This window comes from Azonexus fungiphilus, from assembly GCF_003634965.1.
GTDB lineage: Bacteria > Pseudomonadota > Gammaproteobacteria > Burkholderiales > Rhodocyclaceae > Azonexus > Azonexus fungiphilus.
Genome location: NZ_RBXP01000013.1, coordinates 15,986 through 37,602 on the forward strand (window position 1 = coordinate 15,986; position 21,617 = coordinate 37,602).

At 67.0% G+C, this 21,617-nt stretch carries 24 protein-coding genes; 19 read left to right on the top strand and 5 right to left on the bottom strand.

The genetic code is table 11. The features are described from left to right. The first annotated feature begins 7 nt into the window (after window positions 1-7). From DFR40_RS05550 to DFR40_RS05600, 11 genes are all read left to right on the top strand, one after another. Window positions 8-778, top strand: coding sequence for an EAL domain-containing protein (locus DFR40_RS05550; protein WP_121457503.1), 771 nt, complete (start codon window positions 8-10; stop codon window positions 776-778). Between the two features lie 127 nt (window positions 779-905). Further along, on the top strand, window positions 906-1,172 hold the full coding sequence (locus tag DFR40_RS05555) for a hypothetical protein (RefSeq protein WP_245985613.1): 267 nt from the start codon (window positions 906-908) through the stop codon (window positions 1,170-1,172). A gap of 18 nt (window positions 1,173-1,190) precedes the next feature. Then, window positions 1,191-1,808: a 30S ribosomal protein S4 gene (gene rpsD / locus DFR40_RS05560; protein WP_121457504.1), complete on the top strand. Its 618-nt coding sequence runs from the start codon at window positions 1,191-1,193 to the stop codon at window positions 1,806-1,808. Window positions 1,809-1,828: 20 nt separating this feature from the next. Then, the gene (hemP, locus tag DFR40_RS05565) at window positions 1,829-2,059 is read left to right on the top strand and encodes a hemin uptake protein HemP (RefSeq protein WP_121457505.1); all 231 of its coding nucleotides are present in this window, start codon (window positions 1,829-1,831) and stop codon (window positions 2,057-2,059) included. Between the two features lie 253 nt (window positions 2,060-2,312). After that, a complete protein-coding gene (locus DFR40_RS05570; RefSeq protein WP_121457506.1) occupies window positions 2,313-2,516 on the top strand; it encodes a hypothetical protein in 204 nt (67 codons plus the stop codon). Beyond that, entirely contained in the window at window positions 2,500-2,934 is a 435-nt protein-coding gene (locus DFR40_RS05575; RefSeq protein WP_121457507.1) for a hypothetical protein, read from the top strand. Before DFR40_RS05570 ends, DFR40_RS05575 begins: the two co-directional genes overlap by 17 nt. A gap of 246 nt (window positions 2,935-3,180) precedes the next feature. Beyond that, the gene (locus DFR40_RS05580; RefSeq protein ID WP_121457508.1) at window positions 3,181-5,238 is read left to right on the top strand and encodes a TonB-dependent receptor; all 2,058 of its coding nucleotides are present in this window, start codon (window positions 3,181-3,183) and stop codon (window positions 5,236-5,238) included. Next, complete coding sequence (locus DFR40_RS05585) at window positions 5,238-6,221, top strand: ABC transporter substrate-binding protein (protein WP_121457509.1); 984 nt, start codon at window positions 5,238-5,240, stop codon at window positions 6,219-6,221. Before DFR40_RS05580 ends, DFR40_RS05585 begins: the two co-directional genes overlap by 1 nt. Further along, complete coding sequence (locus DFR40_RS05590) at window positions 6,218-7,021, top strand: ABC transporter permease (RefSeq protein ID WP_121457510.1); 804 nt, start codon at window positions 6,218-6,220, stop codon at window positions 7,019-7,021. The genes DFR40_RS05585 and DFR40_RS05590 overlap by 4 nt, the downstream gene beginning before the upstream one ends. A gap of 38 nt (window positions 7,022-7,059) precedes the next feature. Beyond that, window positions 7,060-7,755 (top strand): ABC transporter ATP-binding protein, encoded by a 696-nt coding sequence (locus DFR40_RS05595; protein ID WP_245985614.1) that lies wholly within the window; start codon window positions 7,060-7,062, stop codon window positions 7,753-7,755. After that, entirely contained in the window at window positions 7,752-8,966 is a 1,215-nt protein-coding gene (locus DFR40_RS05600) for an NnrS family protein (RefSeq protein ID WP_121457511.1), read from the top strand. The genes DFR40_RS05595 and DFR40_RS05600 overlap by 4 nt, the downstream gene beginning before the upstream one ends. Here DFR40_RS05600 and DFR40_RS05605 read toward each other — a convergent pair. The 5 genes from DFR40_RS05605 to DFR40_RS05625 are packed head-to-tail and all read right to left on the bottom strand — an operon-like array spanning window position 8,900 to window position 14,275. Continuing rightward, window positions 8,900-10,525 (bottom strand): PepSY-associated TM helix domain-containing protein, encoded by a 1,626-nt coding sequence (locus DFR40_RS05605; RefSeq protein ID WP_121457512.1) that lies wholly within the window; start codon window positions 10,523-10,525, stop codon window positions 8,900-8,902. The genes DFR40_RS05600 and DFR40_RS05605 overlap by 67 nt on opposite strands. Before the next feature lie 4 nt (window positions 10,526-10,529). Next, a complete protein-coding gene (locus DFR40_RS05610; protein ID WP_121457513.1) occupies window positions 10,530-10,832 on the bottom strand; it encodes a hypothetical protein in 303 nt (100 codons plus the stop codon). Beyond that, the gene (locus DFR40_RS05615) at window positions 10,829-11,113 is read right to left on the bottom strand and encodes a hypothetical protein (RefSeq protein WP_121457514.1); all 285 of its coding nucleotides are present in this window, start codon (window positions 11,111-11,113) and stop codon (window positions 10,829-10,831) included. Before DFR40_RS05615 ends, DFR40_RS05610 begins: the two co-directional genes overlap by 4 nt. Before the next feature lie 31 nt (window positions 11,114-11,144). Continuing rightward, the gene (locus tag DFR40_RS05620; protein ID WP_121457515.1) at window positions 11,145-12,077 is read right to left on the bottom strand and encodes an alpha/beta hydrolase; all 933 of its coding nucleotides are present in this window, start codon (window positions 12,075-12,077) and stop codon (window positions 11,145-11,147) included. After that, entirely contained in the window at window positions 12,077-14,275 is a 2,199-nt protein-coding gene (locus tag DFR40_RS05625; RefSeq protein ID WP_211329737.1) for a TonB-dependent siderophore receptor, read from the bottom strand. Before DFR40_RS05625 ends, DFR40_RS05620 begins: the two co-directional genes overlap by 1 nt. A gap of 113 nt (window positions 14,276-14,388) precedes the next feature. On the opposite strand from DFR40_RS05625, the gene DFR40_RS05630 reads away from it, so the two are divergent. The 8 genes from DFR40_RS05630 to DFR40_RS05665 all read left to right on the top strand — a co-directional run bounded on the left by DFR40_RS05630 (window position 14,389) and on the right by DFR40_RS05665 (window position 21,605). Then, entirely contained in the window at window positions 14,389-15,354 is a 966-nt protein-coding gene (locus DFR40_RS05630) for a helix-turn-helix transcriptional regulator (RefSeq protein ID WP_121457517.1), read from the top strand. Window positions 15,355-16,461: 1,107 nt separating this feature from the next. Next, on the top strand, window positions 16,462-16,758 hold the full coding sequence (locus DFR40_RS17555; protein ID WP_425453937.1) for a DUF2325 domain-containing protein: 297 nt from the start codon (window positions 16,462-16,464) through the stop codon (window positions 16,756-16,758). Window positions 16,759-16,851: 93 nt separating this feature from the next. Beyond that, window positions 16,852-17,028 (top strand): hemin uptake protein HemP, encoded by a 177-nt coding sequence (gene hemP, locus DFR40_RS05640; RefSeq protein ID WP_121457519.1) that lies wholly within the window; start codon window positions 16,852-16,854, stop codon window positions 17,026-17,028. Between the two features lie 101 nt (window positions 17,029-17,129). After that, window positions 17,130-17,774, top strand: coding sequence for an energy transducer TonB (locus DFR40_RS05645; protein ID WP_121457877.1), 645 nt, complete (start codon window positions 17,130-17,132; stop codon window positions 17,772-17,774). 1 nt (window position 17,775) lies between these two features. Then, window positions 17,776-18,522, top strand: a complete 747-nt coding sequence (locus DFR40_RS05650) for a MotA/TolQ/ExbB proton channel family protein (protein ID WP_121457520.1) — start codon at window positions 17,776-17,778, stop codon at window positions 18,520-18,522. A gap of 1 nt (window position 18,523) precedes the next feature. Further along, on the top strand, window positions 18,524-18,946 hold the full coding sequence (locus tag DFR40_RS05655) for an ExbD/TolR family protein (protein WP_121457521.1): 423 nt from the start codon (window positions 18,524-18,526) through the stop codon (window positions 18,944-18,946). A gap of 32 nt (window positions 18,947-18,978) precedes the next feature. After that, window positions 18,979-21,108, top strand: coding sequence for a TonB-dependent receptor plug domain-containing protein (locus tag DFR40_RS05660; RefSeq protein WP_121457522.1), 2,130 nt, complete (start codon window positions 18,979-18,981; stop codon window positions 21,106-21,108). Continuing rightward, window positions 21,108-21,605 (top strand): TlpA family protein disulfide reductase, encoded by a 498-nt coding sequence (locus DFR40_RS05665; protein WP_121457523.1) that lies wholly within the window; start codon window positions 21,108-21,110, stop codon window positions 21,603-21,605. The genes DFR40_RS05660 and DFR40_RS05665 overlap by 1 nt, the downstream gene beginning before the upstream one ends. The last annotated feature ends 12 nt before the right edge of the window (window positions 21,606-21,617 follow it).

Consider the following 21,617-nt stretch of genomic DNA (forward strand, 5'->3'; position numbering starts at 1 on the left):
GGACAGCATGCCAGTTTCCCTCGCCCGCCCCCACCCGCACCGCATCCTTGAATGCCTGACCAGTCGCCGCTTCGCCGTCGAATACCAGCCACTGGTATCGACCCGCGACGGTGAAAGCCTTTGCCACGAAGCCTTGGCCCGCTTCATCGACGAGCGCGGCGAGTTCCTGCCGCCCAACCTGGTCTTTGAGACGCTGCACGACAACCCGCTACTGCTGCTCCACGCCGAGCTCGAGACCACGCGCTTGCAACTCGCCGAGGCGCCGGCGCACGGCCTGCTCTTCGTCAATCTCGACCCCGACAGCTATGCCGCCGGCTACGACGAGAACGGTGCCAACGTCTTCCTGCCGATGCTGCGCCAGCAGCGCAGCCGGCTGGTCGTCGAGGTCATCGAAAACCTGCACCTGCAGGACGTCGACCGTGCGGAACGAATGATGGGCGAACTCGACGCCGAGAAGATCGACCTGGCGATCGACGACCTGTCCTCGTCGCGCGGCCTGATTTCCTACGCCGCGCTGATGCACGCCCGCTATGTCAAGTTCGACCGCAGCTGGCTGGCCGGCGAACTGAGCGCCAAGCAGCGCGTGATCATGACCTGGGTGCTCGCGCAGGCCAGCGACCTCGGCCTGCGCACAGTGCTCGAAGGCGTCGAGACCCAGGAACACCTGGCACTGGCCCGCCAGTTCGGCTTCGACCTGGTTCAGGGCTACCTCTTCCGCGATCGCTTCATCCGCCGCGGCTGCCCGCCGCGCACCGGCAGCACCCGCCTAGCTGCCTGAGCCCAACTGCCCGGATGGCATGAAACAGTTGACACGCAAGCGTTAACTAAGAATAATTCGCATTCATCAGCCAGCCAGCCGCGTTTCCGGTGAGCCAGCCAGTTTCCCGAATCGACTGGAGCGCCTCATGGAAAACACCGACATGCCTCTCGAACTCCGCCTGGCTGCGGTCATCCACCTGCTGTCCTCGTCCGCGCTGCGCGGTGCCACCTTCCACAAGACCGAGGCGCTGCGCGCTCATCTGCGCTGTGTCGCCGACGAGGACGGGCTCAATCCCTACCTGCGCAGCACGCTGCAGGAAGTGCTCGGCGGCTGGGAAGCGGTGCATTGCCACCCGGCCTCTGTCCCGGTCGATTGCTACCCCCTGGCTGCGCCAGGTTGCCAAACCCACTGAAAACAAAGAGAGAAACCCATGTCCCGTTACACCGGTCCCCGTCTCAAGGTCCTGCGTGCGCTCGGCGTCGATCTGCCGGGTCTGTCGCGCAAGTCGATGCAGGAGCGCGCCCAGCCGCCCGGCCAGCACGGCGCCCGCAAGGTCGCCGCGCGCAAGTCCGAATTCGGTCTGCAACTGATGGAAAAGCAGAAACTGCGCTACAACTACGGCCTGACCGAACGCCAGTTGCGGCGCGCCGTCGCCGACGCCAAGAAGCATCGCGGCGCCACCGGGGGCAAGCTGGTCGAGCTGCTCGAACGCCGCCTCGACAACATGGTTTTCCGCGCCGGCTTCGCCCCGACCATCCCGGCTGCCCGCCAGCTGGTCAGCCACGGCCATTTCCAGCTCAACGGCAAGCGGGTGACGATCCCGTCGATCCGCCTGCGCATCGGCGACGCCTTCGGGCCGACCGAAGCCGGCCGCAAGATCGACCTGGTCCGCGCCACACTCGAGGATCCGGCGCTCGAGCGCCCGGAATGGATCAGCCTTGACGGCACCACCCAGACCGCCCGCCTGACCCACTTGCCGGACGGCGATTCCGCCCCCTTCCCGCTCGACCTGCAGCGCGTCGTCGAATACTACGCCACCCGCATGTAAGCCCTTCCGAGGAGCGCATCATGGAACAAACCCTGCGTATTCCCTTCCTTCACGCCAACGGCCCGCGCGGCACGCTGCGCCTGAATCGCGACAAGCCGGCGCCGGCCGCCGACAGCGAAGCCGGCCGGCCGGAGCTGTGCATTTCCAGCCGCTCGCTGTTCGGCAACGCCAGCGAGATCTTCATCCGCCACTGCGGCAGCGAGTACCGCCTGCGCATCACCCGCCAGGACAAGCTGATCCTGACCAAGTAGGCAAGCCGGGCAACAGGAGCAGGTCGCTGACCCCGCCTGCTCCACGGAGGGCGCCGATCACACGCCGGCGCCCTCCACCTCTCGATCAGTAAATAAAAGTAATTCCCGTTTGACTTTGTCCTATCCTGCGGTATATTGAGAACAGTTCTCAATCAAGTGAGGTGTCAGATGAACAGTCTGCTGATCAACACCGCCGTCGCCGGCCTGCTGCTCTGGCTCGTGATCGCCGTCGGAACCGTCTGAGGAGCCGCCGATGCCGAACAGCGAACTTTGGGCAGCGACGCTGAGCCTGCTGCTGATCCACGAAGAAACCGGCTGCCGGCACTCGGCGCTGAACGCGGCGCGGCTGCTCGACCATCTCTGCGACCTCGAGATCGACGACGAAACGCGCCGCCTCTGCGAACGTGCCAGCCAGCGCCTCGGCAACCAGGAGAACCGCCATGCTTGCGCCGCTTGAGAACCGTGGCCTGATCGAGCGCGAACCCGACGACGCGCTCCGCGCCGCCGAGCTGGAAAAGGAAAACACCGGCCTGCGCCAGGCCCTGCGCCAAGCGCGCAGCAGCCAGAAGCGGATGATCACGATGCATGCCAACCGCAGCATCGAGCTCGACAAGCGCATCGCCGCGCTGGAACAGCACTGCGCCGAGCAGGCCGCGCGCATCGGCGCCTTCGAGTCCGGCCAGGCGATCATCGAACTCGGCCGCCAGCTGATGGAACTCAAGGAGGCCAACGCCCGCCTGGTCGAGTCGGCGCAACGCGTCTGGCACCTCGACAAGACGATCTGCGCCGCCCACCGCGAGTGCGAGCGCCTCGCCCGCGAACGCGACAGCCTGGCGCTGCGCCTCTGCACGCAGGCCGCCGACACGCTCAACTGAACGACGCCCAGGCGCCGCCGGTTTTTTGCCCAGCGGCGGCGTCGACCGTAAAACTCCCCATCACCTGCCGTCGTCATCGGTGCATGCGCCGAGGGCGGCGCGTCGTTCTTTTTATAAGCATACGATCATATTCTAAGTAATTTTGAGGCAAATCAAATTACGAATTATTCTCGTTTGTTAGCATTGACGCCGATTTCCACCGGCAAGCCAGCACGACGCCAGCCAGCCCCAACCCTGGAGCCTTCGATGGACCTGCCCCGCCTCACCCCGCTCGCCCTGGCGCTGCTCTGCGCCCATGCGACGGTCAACGCCCAAGAAACGACACTTTCCGCGGTCAACGTCAGCGCCAAGGGCTATGCCTCGGCCGACCTCGAGACGCCGATCTCGACGACCACTCTCGACGCCGACGAAATTGCCCGGCGCGGCGCCGCCAACGTCGGCGACGCGCTGCGCGGCGAGCCCGGCATCGCCATCTCGAACGACAGCGCGCAGGGCCAGAACCCGGTGATCCGCGGTCTCGGCAAGGAAAGCACGGTGCTGCTGGTTGATGGCATGCGCTTCAATTCGGCGCAGCCGGCCGGCGCCGTCGCCTCGTTCATGACCCTCGGCCTGGCCGAGCGCGTCGAAGTGGTCAAGGGCGGCGCCTCGGTGCTCTACGGTACCGGCGCGCTCGGCGGCGCGATCAACGTGCTGATGCCGCAGGCAAAATTCACCCCCGGTATCGGCCTCAAGGCCGGCGCCAGCTACGACAGCGCCAGCGAAGGCTGGCGCGGCACGGCCGTGGTCAACGCCAGCCAGGGCGACCACGCGCTGATGCTCGGCGCCTCGCTCGCCCGCATCAACGACTACGACTCGCCCAAAGGCAAGGTCGACCGTACCGCTTACGATTCCGACGCCTTCATCGGCCAGTACCGCTTCCGCATCGACAACCGGCAGCAGCTGCGCGTCTCGGCGCAGCATCATCGCGACGAGGACGTCTGGTACCCGGGTTCGACGCGCCCCCACGCCAGCCCGCTGGTCGGCAGCACCACGGTGCATTCGCCGCAGCAGGAACGCCGCCTTTACGAGATCGGCTACCAGCGCCAGGGCGACGGCGCCGCGCCGGTCAATGTCGACCTGCGCGCCTACCGCCAGGAAATGGAGCGCAGCATCTACAGCTACGGCAACACGCTGCAGCGCGACATCGTCACCAACACGGTCACCTTCCGCACCGACGGCATCGACGCCAAGGCCGACTGGCTGGCGCATCCGCAGCATCTGCTGTCGTTCGGCGCGAATGCCTGGAAGATGACCGGCAACCCCGACCGCTACATGGCGACCGGCGCGCCCTTCACCACGCTGACCGCCAACAATCCCTTCCAGCACGCCGAAATCCGCGCCCTCGGGCTCTACCTGCAGGACGACATGCGCTTCGGCCAGCTCAACCTGCTCGCCGGCCTGCGCTGGGACAGCGTCGAGGGCGACGCCGCCAGCATGGGCAACGGCGCCCGCACCAGCGGCCTCGGCAAGAAGGAAACCGCCTTCTCCGGCAGCCTCGGCGCGGTCTATGAAGTGGCCCCGCTGCTGCGTCCCTACGCCAGCGTCGCCCGCGCCTTCCGCGCGCCGGGCATGCGCGAGCGCTACGAGTCGGGTCTGCGCGGCGACGGCTATTTCTACGCCGGCAGCCCGGAAGTCGAATCGGAAAAGGCCGACCAGTTCGAGCTCGGCCTCAAGGGCGCGACGTCCACGGTCAACTACCAGATTTCGGCGTTTTTCAACCGCATCGACAATTACATCACCGGCCAGATCCTCACCGGCGCCGCCGCCACCGCCGCTTGCGGCGCGGCCAACGCGGGCAACTGCAAGAAGACGGTCAACCTCGGCAGCGCGACGATCAAGGGCGTCGAAGCCAGGGTCGCCTGGCAGGTCGCCGGCGGCCACTGGCTGAACGCCGGCTACTCGCGCATCCGCGGCGACAACGACGATCTGAACGAACCGCTGTTCCAGATGCCGGCCGACGAGATTTCGCTCGGCTGGATCGGCGGCGTGCTGCCCGGCGTCAAGGCCGACTTCACGCTGCGCCTGGTCGACGAACAGGATCGCGTCGCCACGCAATTCACCCGCGGCACGGAAAACCGCACGGCCGGCTTCGTCACCGCCGACCTCGGTGCAACCTGGCAGTTCGCCAAGGACCAGAGCCTGCGCTTCGCCGTCAAGAACCTGGCCGACAAGACCTACCACGAGCACCTGACCGAAGGCGTCTCCGGCAACGAGATCAAGGCCCCGGGCCGCAGCGTCCAGCTCGCCTGGCGCGGGAGCTTCTGATGCGCCGCCGGTTCGCCGCCCTGCTGACGGTGCTTGCGCTGGCGACACCGGCCTTGGCGGCGGGCCGGCTGCCTTCACTGGTGCTCGCCGGTCCGCCGGCCTCGGTGTCGACGCCGCTGATCCACATGATCGACAGCGGCGCCTTGAAGGATCTCGCCGACAAGGTCGAGTTCCGCGTCTGGAAGGACCCCGACCAGCTGCGCGTGCTCGCCCTCGGCGGCCAGGCCGATTTCGTCGCGATGCCGAGCAACGTCGCCGCCAATCTCTACAACCGCGGCGTCAAGCTGCGCCTGCTCAACATCTCGACCTGGGGCGTGCTGTGGATGGTGTCGCGCGACGGCCAGGCAAAGACGCTGGCCGATTTCCGCGGCAAGGAAATCGCCATGCCCTTCCGCGCCGACATGCCCGACATCGTCTTCAGCCTGATTGCCGCCCGCCAGGGCCTCGACGCCAGAAAGGACTTCCGCCTGCGCTACGTCGCCTCGCCGCTCGACGCGATGCAGCTGCTGGTCACCCGTCGCGTCGACCACGCGCTGCTCGCCGAGCCGGCGGTGTCGATGGCGCTGCGCAAGACGAAATCCTTCCCGATCAGCGTCATTGCGCCCGAACTGCACCGCAGCGTCGACCTGCAACAGGAATGGGGGCGCCTGTACCAGCGCGAGGCACGCATCCCGCAGGCCGGCATCGTCGCCATCGGACGGTCCACGGTCGACCGCGATCTGCAGGCAAAAATCATGGCGGCCTACGAAAAATCGCTGGCCTGGTGCCAGAAGAACGCCATGGCTTGCGGCGAGATGGTCGCCAAACGCATCGACCTGCTCAGCCCGGAAGCCGTCGCCGATTCGCTGGCGGTCAGCCAGATGCGCCATGTGCCGATCGCCGCCGCGCGCGCCGAGCTGCAATTCTTCCTCGAACGCCTGCACGGCGAGAACCCGGCGCTGGTCGGCGGCAAACTGCCCGACGACGCCTTCTACGGCCCATGAAACGCGCGGCCGGCGACTGGCTGGCGGCAACCGGCCACTACCTGTGGAGCGGCTGGGGCTCGCTGGCCAGCCTGGGCATTTTTCTCGCTATTTGGGAACTGACCGCGCAACAGCTCGGGCCGCTGATCCTGCCGACGCCGATCGAAGCCCTCGGCACGCTGCACGGCCTGTTCGCCAGCGGCGCCGCCGGGCCGGAAATCGCCGTCACGGCGCGCCGGGCGCTGGCCGGCTTCGCCCTCTCGGTTGGCGTCGGCAGCCTGCTCGGGCTGGCCGCCGGCGTCTCGCTGACCGCCTCGATGATGGCCCGGCCGATCATCACCGTGCTCGTCGGCATGCCGCCGATCGCCTGGCTGATCCTCGCCCTGCTGTGGTTCGGCGCCGGCGACGGGACGCCGGTGTTCACCGTCTTCATCGCCTGCTTCCCGATCATCTTCGTCGGCGCCATGCAGGGCACGCGCACGCTCGACGGGCAGCTGAAGGAAGTCGCCCGGATGTTCGGGCTGTCGACCTGGATGAAGCTGACCGACGTCTATCTGCCGCACGTCGTTTCCTATCTCTTCCCGGCGTGGATTTCGGCGCTCGGCATGTCGTGGAAGATCGTCGTCATGGCCGAGTTGCTGTCCACCGAGGACGGCATCGGCGCCGCGCTGGCGGTCTCGCGCAGCCACCTAGACACGGCCGCGTCGATGGCCTGGATCGTCGCCCTGGTCGGCACGCTGCTGGCGATCGAGTACCTGCTGCTCGAACCGCTCAAGCGCCGCGTCGAATCCTGGCGGGAGTTCGCATCATCAAGCAACTGACCATTTCCGCGCTGAACCACCGTTTCGGCTACCAGCGCGTGCTCGAGGACATCGAACTGAACGTCGGCGAAGGCGAGGCGGTGGCGCTGGTCGGCCCCTCCGGCTGCGGCAAGACGACCCTGCTCAACCTCGCCGCCGGCTTGCTGACGCCGTGGGAAGGCACGATCGCCAGCAGCTTCGCGCGGCCGGCGATGATGTTCCAGCAACCGCGCCTGCTGCCGTGGAAACGCACGCTCGCCAACATCGGCCTCGGCCTCAAGGCGCGCGGCGTCGGCCGTGCCGAGCGCGACCGCCAGGCGGCCGGGCTGGCCACGCGCATGGGCCTGACCGCCGACGACCTGGCGAAGTACCCGGGCGCCCTCTCCGGCGGCATGCAGAGCCGCGCCGCGCTGGCCCGCGCCTTCGCCGTCGCGCCCGACCTGCTGCTGCTCGACGAGGCCTTTTCGGCGCTCGACATCGGCCTCAAGAGCGAGCTCTACGCGCTGCTCGCCGGCGAGCGCGCGGCGCACGGCAGCGCCGTGCTGATGATCACCCACGACCTGATGGAAGCCGTCCGTCTGGCCGACCGCATCCTGGTGATGAGCGGCAGCCCGGGGCGGATCGTCGCCGAGCACCGGGTCGATACCCCGGTCGCCGCCCGCGACGAGGCCTGGGTCTTCGCCCGTACCGCCGAGTTCATCCGCTGGCCGGAGATCCGCGCCGCCTTCGCGCTGCCGCCGCTGGAGGGCGCATGAAAATCGCCCGTTTTTCCGCGTTGACCGTCAACTTGTGGCTGTGCGCCTTCCGCCCCTTCTTCCTGCTCACCGCCGGCCACGCCGTCGTTGCCATGGTCTGGTGGCTGGGCGCGCTGGCCGGCCTGCTGCCGCTGCCCGAACTGCCCGGCGGCGCCGTCGTCTGGCACGCCCACGAGATGCTCTTCGGCTTTGCCGGCGCCTCGATCGCCGGCTTCCTGCTGACCGCGATCATCGAATTCACCGGCACGCCGGCGGTCGACCGCAGAACCGTGCAGCTATTGCTCGGCCTGTGGGCCGGCGGCCGCCTCTGCTACCTGCTCGCCGGCTGGCTCGGCGTGCTGCCGGCAGCGCTCTGCGACCTCGCCTTCCTGGCCCTGCTCACCGCCCGCATCGCCGGCCCGCTGTGGCGCCAGCCGAGCCGCCGCCACCTGGCGTTTTTTCATGCGCTGGCGGCGTTGACCGTGATCCATGCCGGTTTCTACCTGGCGCTGTGGCGCGGCGGCGACGCAATGGCCTGGCTGCTGCTCGGCGTCGGCCTGATGATGATGCTCATCGTCATCGCCCTGTCGCGCATCTCGATGCGCCTGGTCAACGACGTGCTCGAACGCCAGGGCGGCATCGCCGCGCCCTACCTCGCCCGGCCGCCGCGGCGCAAGCTGGCGATCTTCGCCATCGGCCTGTTCTCGGCCGCCGAGTTCTTCCTGCCCGGCAACGCCGTCGCCGGCTGGCTGGCGCTCGCCGCCGCCGCGGCCATCCTAAACCTGCTCAACGACTGGCACGTCGGCCGGGCGCTATGGCAGCGCTGGGTGCTCATTCCCTACCTGGTGTACTGGGCAATGGCGCTCGGCTACGCGCTGATCGGCCTCGGCCTGCTGACTGGCGGCAACTGGAACAGCGCCGGCCACCACCTGCTGCTGGCCGGGGCGATGGCGCTATCGATCCTGATCGTGATGAGCGTCGCCGGCCGCCTGCACAGCGGCCACGGCCTCGACCACCGCCGCTGGCTGCCCGGCGCCGCCGCGCTGCTGCTCGGGGCCGGCCTGCTGCGTGCCGCCGCCAGCCTGCCCGCCTTCGCCACCGCCTACCTGCCGCTGCTGCACAGCGCAGCAGCGCTGTGGTTGGTCGGCTGGAGCGTCTACCTGCTTTACTCCTGGCAGGCGCTCGCCGGCCCGCGGCCGGACGGCGGCAAGGGCTGCGACGAGGCCGGCTGAGCCCAGACGCTGTCGGTATGGCCGGCGCACATGCGTCGCCGGGTGTAGGCGGCAATCGCCAGGAAAACCGGGACTGCGGCCAAGGCCGTCAGATCAACGATGAAGCCCATGCCCGGATGGTGCCAGGCGCCGCCGATGCCCCAGACGCCAGCCAGGCTGCTCAACGGAATCAGCAAGGTAGCCAGGGCCGCCAGGCGGAGCAGTTCGACGGCGGCGCGCGGCGCGCCGCGCACGAAAGCCCAGGCGACGGCGGCGACGAACACCGCGTAGTAGATGCCTTCGTGCCACGCCGCCAGGTTATCGACCCGCTGCGGCAGCCACTTGGTCGCCGCCAGGGTCGCCGAAATGCCGACGACACAGCCGAGCGAAACGCCAACGGTCAGGCTGCCGAGCACCCGCGCCGAGCGCGTCTGCTCGGGCACGCCATCGGCACGCTGCTTGCGCCGTCGCGATTCGATCCAGAGCAGGTTCCCGGTATAGAACAGCAAGGCGCCGGCCAGGCCGAGCAGCAGGTAGAGCCAGCGCACCGGATTGCCGCCGAAGCTGCCGAAATGCAGCATGAAGAAGGTGTTGACCGCGGCATCCCACGGCTCCATCTGGCCGGGCAGGTCGTGCGGATCGATTTCGCCGGTATAGGGATTCAGGTGCGTGCTGGCATAGGTGCGGGCGCGCGTGCCGTAGCGCGTGTCGAGGCCGGTGATGCTGGCTTCGAGCTGGCCGCCGGCCTGCTTGAAACTGAAATTGAAGACCTCGAAACCGGGCTGCTGGACATGCGCCAGACGCAGCAGTTCGACTGCCGGCAGCGGCCTGGCGTCCGGCGTCGGCGGCCCCGGCGGGGTTTCGCGCTGCCAGGGAACGCCCTGCTCATAGACCACGGCCCCCTGCACGTCGTAGAACTCGTCGTGGAAAGCGAAGACCACGCAGGTCAGCGCCATGACGACATGGAAAGGCAGGCTGACCACCCCCAGCGCGTTATGCACGTCCATCCACAAGCGCTTGATGTTGTGGCCGATGCGCATGGCCAGCAGGTCCTTGGCCAGCGTCGGCAGGAAGATGATCAGCCCGGAGACCAGCGCAACCGCGTAGAGCAGCGCCACCGCGCCCATGATCGGACGGGCCAGCGCATCGGGAAAAGGCAGGCCGACCAGCTGGTGCAGCGTGTCGACCAGTTGGGCAACCGGCGCCTTGCGCAGCTGCTCGACCTGCAGGCTGCCGTCGTCGGCGAAGCTGGCGCCGAATTCGGTGAACTGCCGGCGGCTCTTGCCCGGCTCGCGCCAGATCACCCGGGCCGGCGCATCGACCGTCGGCTCGACGACGATCAGGTAGTTCTTCGCCGCCTGCGGATGCTCGGCAAGCACCGCCTGCAGCAAGACCTCGGCACCTGCCAGCGGCGGCGGCGCGGCCAGCGACGAAGGCGGCGTTGCCCAGCGTTCGAGCGGTTTCTCGAACATCGTGATGGCGCCGGCGTAGAAGGCGATGAACAGCATCAGCCCGCTGAGGATGCCGACCCAGATGTGTACATCCTTGTACACCTTGATGACGTCGTTGCGAATTTTCATCGGATCATCCCAACAGACCGCGGACCCCGGCGAGCAGGCCGAAGGCGAGGAGGTTCGCGACCGCCAGCCAGCACCAGGCGCGCCGGCTGTCGCGAAAGAGGAAGACAAAGCACAGCACGCCGGCCCACAGCGGGGCAATCAACCACATGACGAACTGGATCTTGCCGTTGCCGCCGGCGATGCCGCCAGGCGTCAACCAGGCGCACAGGCCGCTGACGGCAAGCGCCAGCGAAAAACCCAGCACCAGGCCGGCAGCGGTCTTGCCGAACCAGTCGGCGCTGTCGAGGCGATGGCGAGGCGACGTCATGCCCGGCTCCGTCGACGATGTGCTCGCCATGCCCCGAGAAACGGCGCCAGCGTGCCGACCAGCATCAACAGGGTCAGCCAGGTGGCGACCGCCGCCATCGCGCCCATCGTCGCCAGCAACAAGAGCAGCGAAACCAGCACAGCCGCGGCCCCCGACCACAGCAGCGCCGGCCCCGGCCGGCGCGGGGAAACCCGCCACAGCTGTTGTGGCGCGGCAAGGTAGAACAGCCAGCCGCCGGCTATGCCGGCCAGCGCTGCAAGCGTGAACAACCAGAGATTCATCGATCGCTATCCTTGAAATGGCAGGAAATCGTCATTCGCCTTGCGTCAGCCCGAACAGGAAAGGTGGCAGCGAGGCTCCCAGCGTCTGCCCATGCGACAGCCCGGGCAAATCGAGAACCTCGACCGCCAGTCCGCGGTGACGCAGCCTTGCGGCAAGGGCCGGGGCTGCGTCCGGCGGCGCGCTCTGGCGGGCCCTTTGCATGATTTCAAGGCGAGCGGCATCGCGACCGGCTGGCGGCTGGCGCTCCCCGGCGCCGGCCCCCAGCCACAGCCGCAGCCGGGTCCTGGCGGACCAGGCGGCAGCCGCAGCTTCCTCGCGCGCCAACTGACCGTCACCCCACCACAGCGAAGGATCGGCTGCGCCATAGTCGGCAAAGGCCTGCGGTCGGGTGAACAAGGCATGGAGGACGAAGACACCGCCGTACGAATGCCCCCACAGGGCCTGGCGCGCCGGATCGACCGGCGCCAGCGCCGCCACCTGCGGCATTGCCTGCGTCGTGATCAGGTCGAGAAAAGCATCGGCGCCGCCGTTGCGGCGGCTGCCCAGCGGATCGCGCTGGGCTGCGTCGCCGCCCGGCCGGCGCGGCGTGTAGTCGAAAGCGCGGGCAGCGCCGTCGATGCGCAGATCGTTGTCGTGGGCGACAAAGACGATCACTGGCGCAGCGGGCCGGCGGGCCAGTTCGCTCAGCGTGGCGGCGCCGACATCCATCAGCGCAGCGTTGCCATCGAGCAGCCAGGCCACCGGATGACCACCGGCCGGCGCCGGCCCGGTCGGCAACGCGACGCGCAGGCGGTAATGCCGCTCGCCATCGGCCGACGACAGGCGCAACGTGGCAAAACGATAGCCGGGAACGCCGGTATCGGCCAGCGTGGTGCCGATTCGCTGCGCCAGGTTCGGCTGGGCGGCAACGGGTTGCAGCATCAGCAACGCCACCGACAACAGACAGGACAGGAGGCGGCGCATCACCAGCTGAAGGTCGCCGTCGCATTCACGGTACGGCCGGTACCGTAGTAGCAGGACGCAACCGTGCCACAGGTCGAGATGTACTGCTTGTCGGTCAGGTTGCTGACGTTGAGCGCAAGCTGCACCGGCAGCTTGCTGTCACGGCCGATGACGTAGCGGATCGCGGCGTCCCACAGGGTGAACGAGGGAATCCGGTAGGCATTGGCACTGTCGCCGTAGCTCCTGCCGTTGTAGCGCACCCCGGCGGCCACACTGAGGCCGGCCAGCGCGGCATTGTGGAAGGTATAGTCGGCCCACAGCGAGGCAGTCTTGTCCGGTACCCGGGCCAGTTCCTTGCCGCGCAAACCGGTGGTGCTGCGAATCACTTCCGAATCCATCCGGGAAATCGCACCGATGACGCTGAATCCCCGGGCCAAAGTGACCCGCCCCTCGAGTTCGATGCCGCGGACACGGCTTTCGCCATCCTGAACCTGGCACTGACTGGCACCGCTGCCACAAGTGTTGTGGGTCGGATCGGGATCGTTGACCAGGATGTTCTGCTGGCGCAAGTCATAGACCGACAAGGTGACCAGACCGTCGATCGCCTTGGGCTGATACTTGACGCCGATTTCCCATTGTTCGCCGGTCACCGGATCGAAAGGCTTGCCCCCGAAACTCATGTTGGCATTGGTCGCCGACGGCTGGAAGGATTCGGCAAAGCTGACGTAGGGCGCAAAACCGTTGTCGGCGACATACAGCAGGCCGGCGTTGCGGGTGAAGGCCTCGCTATCGACCTGAGTCGGCGTCCGCGCGCCCCAGGTATTGGTGGCCACCGTATACGCCTGTGTCCAGGTATCGTCCTTGGCCCAGTCGTAGCGGCCACCGAGCGTCAGCCGCCATTTGTCGACGGCAATCTGGTCCTGAAGGTAGAAACCGGTCTGCCGGTTAACGCCCCCCAGATAGGTGATGCTGGTCGTCACCGGCGTGAAGTGGCTGTACACCGGATTGAAGATGTCGATCGCGCCAGGATTGTTCATCGCACCACGGGCCCCGGTCCAATCGGCCTTCTGCCAGTCAACACCAGTCAGCAAGGTGTGCGCGAGCGGACCGGTCGAGAACTTGCCGGTCAAGCGGGTATCGACGGTATAGCCGCGCGAATCGCCCTCGCCCCAGACCGCACGGCGGTTCTGCGTGCGCCCGTCGGCATTCAGTGCGCCGTTGGTGACGACCGTCCGGAACAGCGACTGGACGTCGGTCAGGCGCGCACTCTGGCTCAATTTCCAGTGATCGTTGAAGGCGTGCTCGAACTGGTAGCCGGCGGTCCAGATCGTCCGGTTGTAGGTATTCCAGTCGGGTTCGCCGATGAAGCTGTTGTTCTTGATCCGCCCGTACTGCGTCGGCACCAGCGTGCCGGCCATCGGCAGGAACTGGTAGGTCGATCCGCCATGATCGCGCTGGTAAAGGCCGAGCAGGGTCAGTTTCGTCGCATCGGAAACCTGGAAGGTATAGCTGGGAGCAATGAAGGAGTGGTCTTCCTCGGTGTGCTTGATCTGGGTGTCCCCCTGACGGACCAGCCCGACCAGGCGGAAGAGATGGCGATCGTCGGCCGAGCCGGCGCCAAGATCGAAGGCAGCGTTGTACTGACCGTGGCCGTCGATGCCCAGACGCAGGATGCGTTCGCGCTCGCGGTTCGGCGTCTTGCTCACCTGGTTGACCATGCCACCGGGCGCGACCTGACCGTACATCACCGCCGCCGGCCCCTTCAGCACCTCGATCCGTTCGAGGTTCCAGCTGTCGATCATGGTCCGGTTCCACTGGCTGCCCTGCGGCGCCCGCATGCCGTCAATGGTGACGTTGTTGCCCCAGCTGCCGGCATCGAAACCACGGATACTGAAATCATCGACGCGGTTGTCGATGCCGGTGCTTTCCAGCGCCACGCCGGCGACATAGCGCATCGCGTCGTTCAGGTTGCGGACACCACGGGCGTCCATTTCCTCGCGAGCGATCACCGACACCGACTGGGCAGTCTCGGCCACTGGTGTATCGGTCTTGGTTGCCCCGGAAGTCTGTTTCGTCGCCTGGTAGGCATTGACCGTTACCGAACCGAGCATCTTGGCCTCGCCATCGCCCCCGTCCTGCGCCATGACAACCAGGGGAAACGCCGCCAGCACGGCGACACACAGGGGTTTGAGGCGGATACGGTCAACGCGAGATTTCATGGATTTTCTCAATATATATTGATGATATTGATGTTGCGACTTGTTACCATTTGCAACAAAAGACCGTAGTATTGCAAAGGATTGCCCCCCGAACTTTTGCCCGCGCAAGAAAAATGTTTGCCGTAAAGAAAACCCCGCTTCCGGTCATCGACGCCGATTACCTCTTCCGGCGCATCGGCGAAGGCTTCGCCATTCCCTACAAGCCGGCACGCAGCGAACTGCTCGACGGCGTCTTCTTCCAGACCGGGCTGCGCGGCGGACTTGGCCTGCAATGCACCGACATCGTCCATTTGTGCAACCTGAATACGGCCTACGCACTGATGCCGGCAGGCACCAAGGTGATCGTCAAACTGGAAGGCAATGCCCGGGTCAGACTGGACGGACAACTGCTCGACCTTGACGCCGGCGACGGCGACGCGGCGCAACCGGTGGCCACCGTGCTGACACTGGCACGACCGGTTCGGTTCACGCGCAGCAGCATTGCCGGCACCCGCGAAAGGATGGTGGTGATCACCCTGTCACCCACCTGGATGGACGAAGCCGGCCTGGCCGGACGACTGCCCGGCCGCCACCTCGGCCAGCTCGCCTGGTCGCCTTCGCAACGCACGCTGGCTGCCGTCGAACAACTCCTGCGCCCCGGCGACGCCGAGGATCCACTTGTGCGCCTGGCCATGGAGGGACATTGCCTGGATATCATCGGCGACGCCTTTGCCCAACTCCTGTCAAAAGAATTCAGTCAGGACCACGGACTGGCGCCGACGCATTACCGGCGCATCTGCCGCCTGCGCCGCCTGCTCGACAGCGGTGCCGCCGACCGCCTGGACATGCATGGGATCGCCCAGCAGATGGGTTGCAACGCGACGACGCTGCAGCAGCATTTTCGCCAGGCTTTTGCCTGCACGATCTTCGACTACCTGCGCCAGCGCCGCCTCGAACGCGCCGCCGCCGCCCTCCAGCGCGACGGCGTCAGCGTCGCCCGGGCCGCCGAAATCGCCGGCTACACCAGCCAGGCCAATTTCTCGACCGCTTTCCGCCGGCATTTCGGCCAGCCGCCGAAGTATTTCCGCAGCCGGCTCTAGCCGGCAGACGATCGGCATATTTCGCTTGACAGTGCCGCGCGAATAAATAACAATGATTCTCGTTTAGCCAGCACAACCGGGAGTCCGGCGAGCCAGCCAGGTTTTTTTGCAGGAGTCCACGCCATGTCCGATTTCCCCTACCACGTCGCCGGCGGCGCCTTCACCCCGACACGGCGCCCGCTGCAGCTGTTCGAATCGATGCTCAATGCCGCCCCTGCGGCCTTGCCGGCAACGCCGCAGGTGACGCGACGGCGCAAGCTGTGGGAGATCGCGCACAAGTTCCACTGCCCGGTGATCGGCACCTGCTTCGACGTCGCCGAACTGCGCAGCCTGATGAAGAAGGTCATGCACTTCCCGCCCGACACCACCGACTTCGTGCTGCACACCACCGCCGTCGGCGCCTGCGAATCTCGCGGTCAACTCTCGGAATTGCTGCAAAAGCAGCTCGAGAAGCGCTACCAGCCGACCATCCGCCGCTTCGCCGCAGCCAAGGACACGGCCGCACTGCAGGCCCTGTGGCAGGAGGCGACGGCAAGCGGCAGCGAAATCCCGGCCGCGCTGTGGGCGACCTGGAGCCACCCGGCCTGCGACTCGACACTCGAACACGCGGTCTATGGCGACATCCACATGATCCAGCACCAGATCGGCACCGGCACCCGGGCCGACCTGAAGGCGCTCAAGGCGCTCAAGGAAGACAACCGCGAACTGCGCCGCCAACTCGACAAGGCGCGCCAGGAAAACGAAGCCCTGCGCAGCGAGAAATCGAGCGAGACGCAGGGCCTCGGCCAGCGCATCGTCGACCTGCGCGCCGAACTGGCCGGCCGCGACGCCACGATCGCTGCGCTCACCGGCCAGCTCGACCAGTTGCGCGCCAGCCTGCCCGACCTCAAGGATCGCCACGGCCTGCTGCGCCGGGCCACCGACGCCGAGGCCCGCAGCACCGCGCTGAGCGCCCGGGCCGAGCAGCAGGAGACCGAGATCTGGCATCTGCGCCAGCGCCTGCGCCACGCCGAGGAGACGATCAACCAGCTGCTTGCCCAGGAAGGCAGCGACGAGACGCTGACGGTCGACGCCGATTGCGCACCGGAAACGCTCTCCGGCAAGAGCGTGCTCTGCGTCGGCGGCCGCTCCGGGGCGATCGACGCCTACCGCCAGCTGGTCGAGCAGTCCGGCGGCCGCTTCCTGCACCACGACGGCGGGCTCGAGGAAAGCCTGCACCGCATCGACGGCGTCCTTGCCGCCGCCGACCTGGTCATCTGCCAGGCCGGCTGCATCAGCCACAACGCCTACTGGCGGGTCAAGGAACAGTGCAAGCGCACCGGCAAGCGCTGCCTGTTCGTCCGCAACGCCGGCGTTTCCAGCTTCGGCCGGATGATCAGCGCCGCCTGCGCGGAAGAAAATTAACCCTACTTCACGATTTAAAGACGAATGTTATTGACAATCGTTCTTGTTTAGATACAATCTGTAACAACCTCGTGCAACACACAACACAGAACCATGAACAGCCAGCCCAAATCCGTGCCATCAGCCAGCCCGCCCCCGGCGGCCGGCAACCTGCCCCGGCTCGATAGCGGACAGATACTGCAGGGGGCCAGCACCGTCGAAATCGAACATGCGGGCCAGCGCTACCTGCTGCGCGTGACCCGCGAGAACAAGTTGATCCTGACCAAATAGTTTTTCTCTCCGTTGTAAGACCTGTTCCCGTAGCCAGCGCGCCACAAGCCAGCAAGCCAAGGGTTTTTTCGGCGTGCTCGGGACACCACCTGATGATCGCCATGAGCTACACACTGTCACAACCCTCCACCACGCAACGCAGCGGCCTGCTCGGCATCGTCATCGGGCTGCACGTCGGCATCGTCCTGCTGGCCCTGGCGGCCAAGACGATCGCCCCGCAGATCATGGAAATGCCGCTGATCGTCGATCTGCTGCCGGCCCCCGAAGTCGAGGCCGAACCGCAGGCCAAGCCGCTGCCGATGGCACCGCCCGAGCCGGTCAAGCGCAAGCCGGTGCCGCAGCCGAAGGCACCGGCACCGCAACTCGAAACCACCAGCAGCACCGCCCCGGCCGAAAGCGCGCCGACCGCGCCGCCGCAAGTCGCCGAACCCGCCCCGCCGGCGCCCCCGGCCCCGCCGGCGGTCAGCCAGGCACGTTTCGACGCCGACTACCTGCGCAACCCGCCGCCGCCCTACCCGCCGCTGTCGCGCCGGATGGGCGAAGAAGGCAAGGTGATCCTGCGCGTTTCCGTCAATCCGCAAGGCACGGCCGATTCGGTCGAGGTCCGCACGACGTCCGGCAGCAGCCGCCTCGACGAATCGGCGCTGAAGACCGTGCGCAACTGGAAGTTCATACCGGCCAAACGTGGCGACACCGCCATCCAGAGCTGGGTCCTGGTTCCCATCATTTTCAAACTGGAGCAATAGCATGCAGGAAACCGTTCAAGAAAACGCCTTCGGTCTCGCCCACCTGTGGGCCCAGGGCGACACCGTCTCGCACACGGTCGCCGTGCTCATCGTGGTCATGTCGATCGCCAGCTGGTACCTGATCCTGGCCAAGGCCTGGGACTGGTGGCGCCTGCGCAAGGCAGCCAAAGCCGTCGGCGCTTTCTGGGCCGCCAGCAGCGTCGGCGAAGGCATCGAGAAGCTGCGCGAAGCCGGCGAGGACAGCCCCTACGCCCAGCTGGCGACGCAAGCCAACTGCTGCAACCATGACTGCGAAACGGTCACCGGCCGCCTCGCCTCGCATTTCGACCCGGCCGAGCAGATGGAACGCGCCCTGCGCCAGCAACTGTCGACCACCCAGGCCGGCATGGAAAACGGTCTCACCTTCCTCGCCACGACCGGTGCCACGGCGCCCTTCGTCGGCCTGTTCGGTACCGTCTGGGGCATCTACCACGCGCTGGTGGCGATCGGCATGACCGGCCAGGCTGCCCTCGAGAAGATCGCCGGCCCGGTCGGCGAAGCCCTGATCATGACCGCCGCCGGCCTCGCCGTCGCCCTGCCGGCCGTCTTCGCCTACAACACCTTCACCCGCGTCAATCGCGTCATCCTCGCCGACCTCGACGCCTTCGCCCACGACCTGCACGCCTTCTTCACCGTCGGCAAGCCGCTGGTCGCCAACAGCGCCCAGATCCACCCGATGCGCGCCCGCGCCGCGACGGAGGCCGCATAACATGGCCATGGGCAGCTTCAACGGCACCGGCAGCCAGATGCCGACGGCCGAGATCAACATGACGCCGCTGGTCGACGTGATGCTGGTCCTGCTGATCATCTTCATGATCACCGCGCCGCTGATGACCCACTCGGTCAAGGTCGACCTGCCGCGTGCCTCGAGCACGCCGACGCCGGAAAAGCCGATGACGCTGCAGGTCGCGATCACCGCCGACAACAAGGTCTTCGTCGGCAGCGAACCGGTCGATGCGGCAACGCTGGAAACCCGTTTCCGCGATGCCGTCGGCCAGGACGCCAACGTCGAGCTGCACCTCAAGGCCGATCGCGACAGCCGTTACGAAAGCGTCGCCGAGACGATGAGCACGGCACGCCGGGCGGGGATCGGCAAGATCGGCTTCGTGACCCAGCCGGGCGACAGCCACTAAGCACAAAAATTCATAAAATCAGGGAGTTCAGCATGCAAGGTTTCGATCCGAAGCCGCTCAGTCTGGCGGTCCTGCTGGCCTTTGCCGGGCCGGCGCTGGCCGACAAGCAACTGGGCGAGATCACCGTCAATTCCGGCAAGAGCGTCGGCGCCAGGCCGGTGCTGCGCGACGAGATCATCGCCACCGAGTCGCTCGGTGCGCGCGAACTGGAAAAGACCGGGGCGACGATGCTCACCGAAGCCCTCGACAAGCGCCCGGGCATCTCGGTGCAGACCGAGTGCTCGATCTGCAACGTGCGCAACGTCGTGCTGAACAACCTGCCGGGCCGCTACACGACGCTGCTGATCGACGGCATCCCGATCTTCTCGTCGGTTTCCGCCGCCTACGGGCTGGACAGCGTCAGTCTCGGCGGCGTCGAACGCATCGACATCTCGCGCGGCGCCGGCACCAGCCTGATCGCCCCGGAAGCGCTGGCCGGCTCGGTGAACATGGTCACCCGCCGGCCGGCCGCGCATGAATTCAAGGCCGTTCAGCAATTCGGCTCGTACGGCCACCGCAACACCGACCTCTTCGGTGCCCGCGTGTTCGACGGCGGCGCCCTCACCGCCAACCTCAACTACAACACCCACGACACCGTCGACGCCGACGGCAACAAGGTTTCCGAATACACCGGCTACCAGCGCAAGCTCGGCGGCGTCGGCTTCTTCCTCGACGACATCGGCGGCTTCGACATCCGCGGCCGCCTCGACATCGTCGACGAGAAGCGCATGGGTGGCGCCATGGGCGACAACTATTCGAAGGTCAAGGCCGACGAGACCGGCAATCCCTTCCGCTGGAGCCGCGGCAAGAACGGCTCGCCGAGCGACGCCGGCTGGGTCGCGGTCGGCGCCGACGGCGTCGTCGGCACCGGCGACGACAGCTTCGTCAATTACAACGACGGCCTCGGCGGGATGTCGGAAATCATCTTCACCGACCGCCAGCAGTTCGTCTCCAGTGCCACGCGCAAGCTCGGCGACGGCACCCTGCGCCTGGCCGTCGGCCTGGCCAGGCACAAGCAGGACTCGTACTACGAGCACTCGATCTACAAGGCCAAGCAGACCCAGTACTACCTCGAGGCCAGCACCCAGCAGCCGATCGGCGCGACGCTGGTGACCGGCGGCGTCACCTACCGCTACGAGGATCTGAAGAGCCGCGGCGCGATGGCCAACGGCACGCCGAACAACGGCATCGACAACTACGAGTACAAGACGCCCGGCCTCTTCCTGCAGGCTTACCACGCCTTCCTCGACGGCGACGTCGAGGTCAATGCCTCGGTCCGCTACGACGACCACAACGTCTTCGGCGGCATCACCAGCCCGCGCGTCAACCTGCTCTGGAACCACAGCCACGAGCTCAACAGCCGCTTCGCGCTGGGCCGCGGCTTCCGCGCCCCGACCTCGTTCTTCGAGCAGGACCACGGCATCCTCGACACCTCGCGCATCGTCCGCGAGATCAAGGAAGCCGAGATCTCGGACAACGCCTCCTACGCGCTGTCCTACGCCGGCGACCGGCTGGCCTGGGTCGGCTCGCTGAACTACAACCGGATCAAGAACATGGCGCTGCTCGATTCGGGCGCCACCGATCCGCTCAGCGGCCTGCCGATCACCGTGTTCACCTCGGCCAGGAAACCGGTCACCGTCGTCGGCGGCGACCTCACCGTCACCTACAAGCTGACGCCGACGCTGGAAACCACCGTCGCCGCCGAACGCTTCAGCTACCACTTCAGCGAAGCCGGCACGCTCGCCTTCGCCCGCCCGGAAGCCCGCGCCTACCTGCGCCTCGACTACGAGAGCGGTCCCTGGTCGGCGATGGCGCGCGGCACCTGGACCGGCCCGATGGACCTGAAGAAGTTCTACGACTACGCCAACAATCCACGCTACAACTTCGACGGCACGCGCAAGATGGACAAGAGTCCGTCCTACTGGACCGTCGACCTGCGCGGCGAGTACCGGCTCGACAAGCGCTGGTCGCTGTTCCTCGGCGTCGACAACCTGACCGACTTCAAGCAGTCGGACAAGGAAAGCATGCTCTGGGTGGACCGCGACGGCGCCATCGACGTCACCCAGATCTGGGGCCCGAACCGCGGACGCTTCGTCTACGGCGGCGTCAAGTTCGCCTTGTGATGCCCCGGTCGCTGCTGCTCCTCGCCCTGCTCACCCTGACCCCGGCGGTTTTTGCGGTCGACGGCCCGTCGACCGCAAAAATGCCGCTCGACTTCGAACTCTCCGACGGCCACCGCTTCGTCACCCTGGCCGCGCTGCCGGCGCTGCCGACGGTGGTCAACTTCTGGCGCGCCGACTGCCCGCCCTGCGTCCGCGAAATGCCCGAGCTTGCCGCCCTCGCCCGCGCCGGCCAGGTGCGCGTGATCACCGTCGCCCTGCAGCGCCCGGCCGAAACCGCCGCCGCACCGGCCGCCATCCAGGCGGCGCTGCAGCCGCCGCTGCTCTCCTTGCACGGTCCCGGCGAACCGCGCGGGCTGCTCGCCCGCTTCGGCAACCGCGCCGGCGCCCTGCCGCATACCGTCATCCTCGACACCGGTCGCCGCGCCTGCGCGCAGCACACCGGTGAAATCAACCGCCGCTGGCTGGCCGAAGCGCTGGCCAACTGCAGCAAAACCTGAACCGGGAGGTCC